A 5,322-nucleotide genomic window follows, 5' to 3' on the forward strand; every position below is an offset into this window, starting at 1 on the left:
CATGCCGAAGAACGCGGCTTTGATTCTTGCAGCGGGCAAGGGAACCCGCATGCACTCGGACAGGCCCAAGGTGCTGCAAACGCTGCTGGGCGAGCCAATGCTTGCCTGCGTCATTGAGGCTCTGCGCCCTGTTTTTGCGGAAGACGTCTGGATTGTGGCCGGGCATCGCGCCGAAATGGTGCAGGCCGCCTTTCCTGATGCCCGCTTTGTGCTGCAGGAGCAGCAGCTTGGCACAGGCCACGCTCTTATTCAGGCTCTGCCCGCACTGACCGAAGCCGGTTGCACACATTTGCTGGTTGTCAATGGCGATGCGCCACTGCTTTCGGAATCTCTGGTGCGTTCTTTTCTTGCCGAGGCCGTGGGCGCTGACCTGGCCTTTGCCACCATTGAGCTGGACAACCCCGGTGCGTATGGTCGGGTGGTGCGCCAGCAGGGCAAGGTCAAGGCCATTGTGGAAGCCAAGGATTATGATTCCTCGCTCTACGGGCCGCCCTCCAACGAGGTCAACGCGGGCATGTACTATTGCAGCCTTGGCGCGGTGCAAAGCCTTTTGCCGCACCTGAACAACAGCAACAAGAGCGGCGAATATTACATTACAGACCTCATCGGCCTCGCCGTTGCGGAAAAATATGAAGTTCTCGGCATCCAGTGCGGCCGCGATGATTCGCTCATGGGCGTGAATTCGCCGCTTGAGCTTTCCCGCATGGAAGAAACTCTGCGCGCCCGTATTGTTGATGATCTGCTTGCTTCGGGCGTTATCGTGCATGCGCCGGGCGCAGTGCGCGTTGGCCCCCTGGCGCAGATAGAACCCGGCGTGGAACTGACTGGCCCGTGCGAAATTTATGGACGCACCAGCATCAGCCGTGGGGCCAGCGTTGCCTCGCACTGCGTGGTGCGCGACTGCGTGATCTCCAATAATGCGGAGATCCGCTCCTTCTCCCATCTGGAAAAAGCCCGCGTGGGCGCAACCGCACTGGTGGGGCCCTTTGCCCGCCTGCGCCCCGGCGCGGTGCTTGAAGAGCAGTCGCATGTGGGCAATTTTGTGGAGCTTAAAAAGACCCACCTTGGCAAAGGCGCCAAGGCCAACCACCTTACCTATCTTGGCGATGCCGAAATAGGGGAGGGCACCAACATCGGCGCGGGCACAATCACCTGCAATTATGATGGAAAGCACAAGTTCCAGACCAAAATTGGGCGCTATGCATTTATTGGCAGCAATACCGCCCTGGTTGCGCCTGTGACCGTGGGCGACGACGCCCTTGTGGGGGCTGGCTCGGTCATTACGCGCGACGTGCCCAACGGCGAGCTTGCCATTGCCCGCGAAAAGCAGAAAAATCTGCCCCGCAGGAATAAATAGACGGCCCAGGCGGCCTGTGCCGCAAGGGTTTTGGCTTTTTGCAGCCCGCGTCGGCACAGCCCGGCGCGGGTATTTTTTCGCCCGAGCGTATCCATTCTTGCCAAGGTCATGCCGCAGTGTTATCTACAAATCATGGAACTTTTGGAGCAGCTTGAATCGCAGGTTGAGGCGCTTTTGGCCCGACTTGACCGCCTCAAGGCGGAAAACGCGAAAATCAGTGCGGAGTCTGCCGCTGTGGCAGCCAGAAATGACGCACTTGATGAAGAAAACCAAAAGCTGCGCGAAGCTCTTGAAAACGAAGAAACGTTGCGTACTGAGGCGCTGAATCGCATTGACGCCTTGCTGCGCAGGATTCAGGAGCACGACAGCGTCGAGTAGGTTTTTGTGAACCAGGATACTATCAACCTCACCGTTCTTGGGCTGAGCATTGCATTCAAGCCTGGAGCCGACATGCGGCGCGTACAGGAAGCCGTGCGGCTGGTGGAGGAACGGTTCGCAGACCAGAAGCTGAGGTTCCACGGAGGGCAGACCAAGGACATTCTGCTGACTTTTATGGCCCTTGGACTGGCGGATGATTTGTTGCAATCGCAGAAAGAGCAGGCGGACGTGCAGAATCGCGTCTCAACCTTGCTTTCAAAAATAGAGGAGTCCTCTTAGGCTCCTTTGGGCGCTTCCCTGGGACGCGCGTGATTTATGCCTCGGTGCTAACCTGACAAGAATATAATAGGGAGCCGTCACTGTCTTTGTGTGTGCACGCCCGGCAAGACCGGGAAGCCCGGAAAGGACATACAGGCGCCCGACCTGGTTATCCAGGTTCTGTACCGTAAGCATGACACGGCGCTCCGGGGAACGCGCCTTCTTTTGACGTATCTGGCTGCCATTCGTAGTAGCCGATGCTTTTGCGCAGTTCATTCCAGACCGTTAATCGGTATCCAGCCAGGGTTTCAGCAGCCCCTTTGGGCTCATTTTGCTACGGTGTGCGGCAGTTTTGCCGCTTGCCGGTGTTCGTCGGCCCGCGCCTGTTGGCGCAGGGTCCGTATTGATAAAAGAGAGAGGCTGGATTCATGGATCCATTGTTCATTGCAGCGCTTGTAGCTGCCGCGCTGCTGGGGGTTGCGCTGGGGGTGTTTGCGCACAAGCGTTCTGCCGCAAAACGTGTGGGCGACGCCGAAGATCTGGCGAAGCGCATAGTGGCGGAAGCGCGCAAAGAGGCGCAGGCCCAGAAAAAAGAGATATTGCTTCAGGGCCAGGATGATCTGTTCAATCAAAAGCGGGAGCTCGAAAACGAATTCAAGGAACGTGAGCGCGAGGTCAAGGCCCGCGAACGCAAACTTGAAGAAATGGGCGGTCGCCTTGAGGAAAAGCTTGAAAAAGCAACCACAAGGGAGCACGAACTGCTGACTTCAGAGAAGGATCTGGCCCGCAAGGAACGCCAGCTTGCTGAATCTGAAATGTTTTTGCAGACCCGTATTGAAGAGCAGGAGCAGCGGCTTTCTGAAATTGCAGGGCTCACCGCCGATGAGGCAAAGGCCCGGCTTTTCAGCGAAATTGAAGCCAAAACCCGGCACGAATCGGCGCGCATGATCCGTCAGATTGAAATGGAAGCGCGCGAAACCGCCGACCGCAAAGCCAAAGAAATTCTCTGTAATGTCATCCAGCGCTACGCGGGCGACTACGTCAACGAGCAGACCGTTACGGCTGTGACCCTTCCGAGCGAAGACATGAAGGGCCGCATCATCGGGCGCGAGGGCCGCAACATCCGCGCGCTTGAGGCTGCCACCGGTGTGGACCTTATTATAGATGATACGCCTGAAACCGTTATCCTCTCAGCTTACAGCCCCCTGCGCCGTCAGGTTGCCAAAATGGCGCTTGAGCGCTTGATCCAGGATGGCCGCATTCATCCTGCCCGCATCGAAGACATTGTGCAGAAGTGTGAGCAGGAACTGGACACCCAGGTGCGCGAAGTGGGCGAGCAGGCCACTTTTGATGCGGGCGTTCACGGTATCCATCCGGAAATCGTCCGTTTGCTCGGGCAGTTGCGTTACCGCACCTCGTTTACCCAAAACGTGCTCCAGCACTCTCTTGAAGTTTCGGCCCTGTGCGGCATGATGGCCGCCGAGCTCGGCATGGACGTCAAAAAAGCCAAGCGGGCCGGCCTGTTGCACGACATCGGCAAAGCCGTTGACCATGAGGTGGAAGGCCCACACGCCCTCATCGGCGCGGATCTCGCCAAAAAGTACAACGAAAGCCAGGAGATCATCCACGCCATTGCAGCCCACCATGAAGACCAGCGCCCCTCAACGGCTCTGGCGGTGCTGGTGCAGGCTGCGGACTCCATCTCTGGCGCGCGCCCCGGCGCACGTAAGGAGCTGCTTGAAAACTATGTGAAGCGGCTTGAAGATCTGGAGGGCATTGCCACCAGTTTTGATGGCGTCAGCAAGGCATACGCCATTCAGGCTGGCCGCGAGATTCGCGTGATGGTCAACTCCGACATGGTTGATGACGACACCACGTATATTCTCTGCAAGGATATTGCTGAAAAGATTGAGAAAAATCTGACCTACCCCGGCCAGATCCGCGTGACGGTCATTCGTGAGCGCCGGGCAGTGGGGCTGGCCAAGTAAGAGCAGAAGCTTTGAAACAGGCGCTCATCGTAGGCAAAGCCGCAGTGTCGGTTTCGGGCAATGATTGGCAGGCAAATCCTTGCCGGAGCCTTTCACGCATGAAATGATTTGGCACTCAGGTGCAGCGTATGCAGAACCTTCCCTTATTTGTGTTAGATCTGGCGGCCAGCTTCGTGCTGGCCGCTGCCGCATCTTGCCGGGCGCGCTCTACGGGCGCACATTTCAGCGGTGCTGCCGTTCTTGCCTGTCTGGCGGGGTTGGCAGCACCGCTTGCTCGTGATGGACTGCTCGGGTACGTGGCCATCACCCTCAATCAGGGGGAGTATCTTGCTGCCTGCGTGTGCGGCGGCATTGCCGGTATCATTATAGGGCAAAGCAGCCGGGCCTGGCTGGCCTTTTACTGGCTGGATGCCCTAGGGTTGGCACTTGGGGCTGGCATAGGAACCGTAAAGGGCGTGATGGCCGGGCTTGGCCCTACGGGCAGTATATTGGTTGGAATATTGGGCGGGCTTGTGGGCGGCATTGCGCGAGACCTCTGCCTCGGGGATATGGCCCGCGCCGTGGAAGAAGAAATGTACGCTACGGCAGCCGCTTTTGGTGGTATGCTGGCATTGGCCTTGCTGCTGCTGGCGAATCTGGATCCCTGGCAATGCGCGCTGTGTGGGGCGCTGCTGGTGATTGTCATGCGAGGGGTGAAAAAAGCCAAAATTGCCTGAAACGCCAGCGAGTTCGGCAAATGATTGCGAAAAAACGGCACTACAGCTTGACTCTGTCGTGCCGTTTCGCTATTTTTAACTTCCGCTGCATGAGCAAACCATGCTTTTTGTGGTTAATTTGCAAAAAGCTGAAATAAAGGTTGACTTGCGGAACGGGGAGGAGCATAAACGCTCCTCGCGACAAGGGAAAACGGTTAAGGGAAACGCAAGCGAAAAGAATTTTCGCGGAAACGAAAATAACGGTTGACTCCTGAAGCGAAGGGGAGCATAACCGCTCCTCGCGATTGAAGAAAACGACTCGGCTCCACGGTGAAACGAAAGTTTCACGAAATGGAAAAAAAGTTGTTGACTTCGAAAGCAAAGGGGAGCATAAACGCTCCTCGCGATTGAAGAAAACGACTCGGCTCCACGGTGAAACGAAAGTTTCACGAAACGGAAAAAAAGTTGTTGACTTCGAAAGCAAAGGGGAGCATAAACGCTCCTTGCGCCTTGAGAAAAACGACTGACGGTCGCAGCGAAAAACTTTCGCGAAACGGAAAAAAGTTGTTGACTCGGGGAACGAAAGAGGGCATAAACGCTCCTCGCGCCAAGCGGCAACGAGCCGGGCTGGCGGGCCGAAGAGGCC

Annotated in this window: 6 protein-coding genes and 1 other RNA gene; 6 read left to right on the plus strand and 1 reads right to left on the minus strand. The window is 57.0% G+C overall.

The features are described from left to right. The first annotated feature begins 1 nt into the window (after nt 1). The 6 genes from glmU (at nt 2) to VEZ52_RS00040 (ending at nt 4,697) form a co-directional block, all read left to right on the plus strand. Complete coding sequence (glmU, locus tag VEZ52_RS00015; RefSeq protein WP_324834992.1) at nt 2-1,357, plus strand: bifunctional UDP-N-acetylglucosamine diphosphorylase/glucosamine-1-phosphate N-acetyltransferase GlmU; 1,356 nt, start codon at nt 2-4, stop codon at nt 1,355-1,357. Between the two features lie 132 nt (nt 1,358-1,489). Beyond that, entirely contained in the window at nt 1,490-1,735 is a 246-nt protein-coding gene (gene zapB, locus VEZ52_RS00020) for a cell division protein ZapB (protein ID WP_291444762.1), read from the plus strand. A 6-nt stretch (nt 1,736-1,741) separates the two neighbouring features. Next, nucleotides 1,742-2,014 (plus strand): cell division protein ZapA, encoded by a 273-nt coding sequence (locus VEZ52_RS00025; RefSeq protein WP_022657505.1) that lies wholly within the window; start codon nt 1,742-1,744, stop codon nt 2,012-2,014. Nucleotides 2,015-2,026: 12 nt separating this feature from the next. Beyond that, a non-coding RNA gene (gene ssrS, locus VEZ52_RS00030) (6S RNA) lies at nt 2,027-2,210 on the plus strand. 211 nt (nt 2,211-2,421) lie between these two features. Then, complete coding sequence (gene rny, locus VEZ52_RS00035) at nt 2,422-3,981, plus strand: ribonuclease Y (protein ID WP_324834993.1); 1,560 nt, start codon at nt 2,422-2,424, stop codon at nt 3,979-3,981. Nucleotides 3,982-4,109: 128 nt separating this feature from the next. Continuing rightward, nucleotides 4,110-4,697 carry a TRIC cation channel family protein gene (locus VEZ52_RS00040; protein ID WP_324834994.1) on the plus strand — a complete coding sequence of 196 codons (588 nt, stop codon included), beginning with the start codon at nt 4,110-4,112 and terminating at the stop codon, nt 4,695-4,697. A 40-nt stretch (nt 4,698-4,737) separates the two neighbouring features. Here VEZ52_RS00040 and VEZ52_RS00045 read toward each other — a convergent pair. Then, on the minus strand, nt 4,738-5,322 hold a 585-nt coding region (locus VEZ52_RS00045; protein ID WP_324834995.1), incomplete at its 5' end, for a hypothetical protein.

The sequence above is a fragment of the Desulfovibrio sp. genome (assembly GCF_035644575.1).
Taxonomy (GTDB): Bacteria; Desulfobacterota; Desulfovibrionia; order Desulfovibrionales; family Desulfovibrionaceae; genus Desulfovibrio.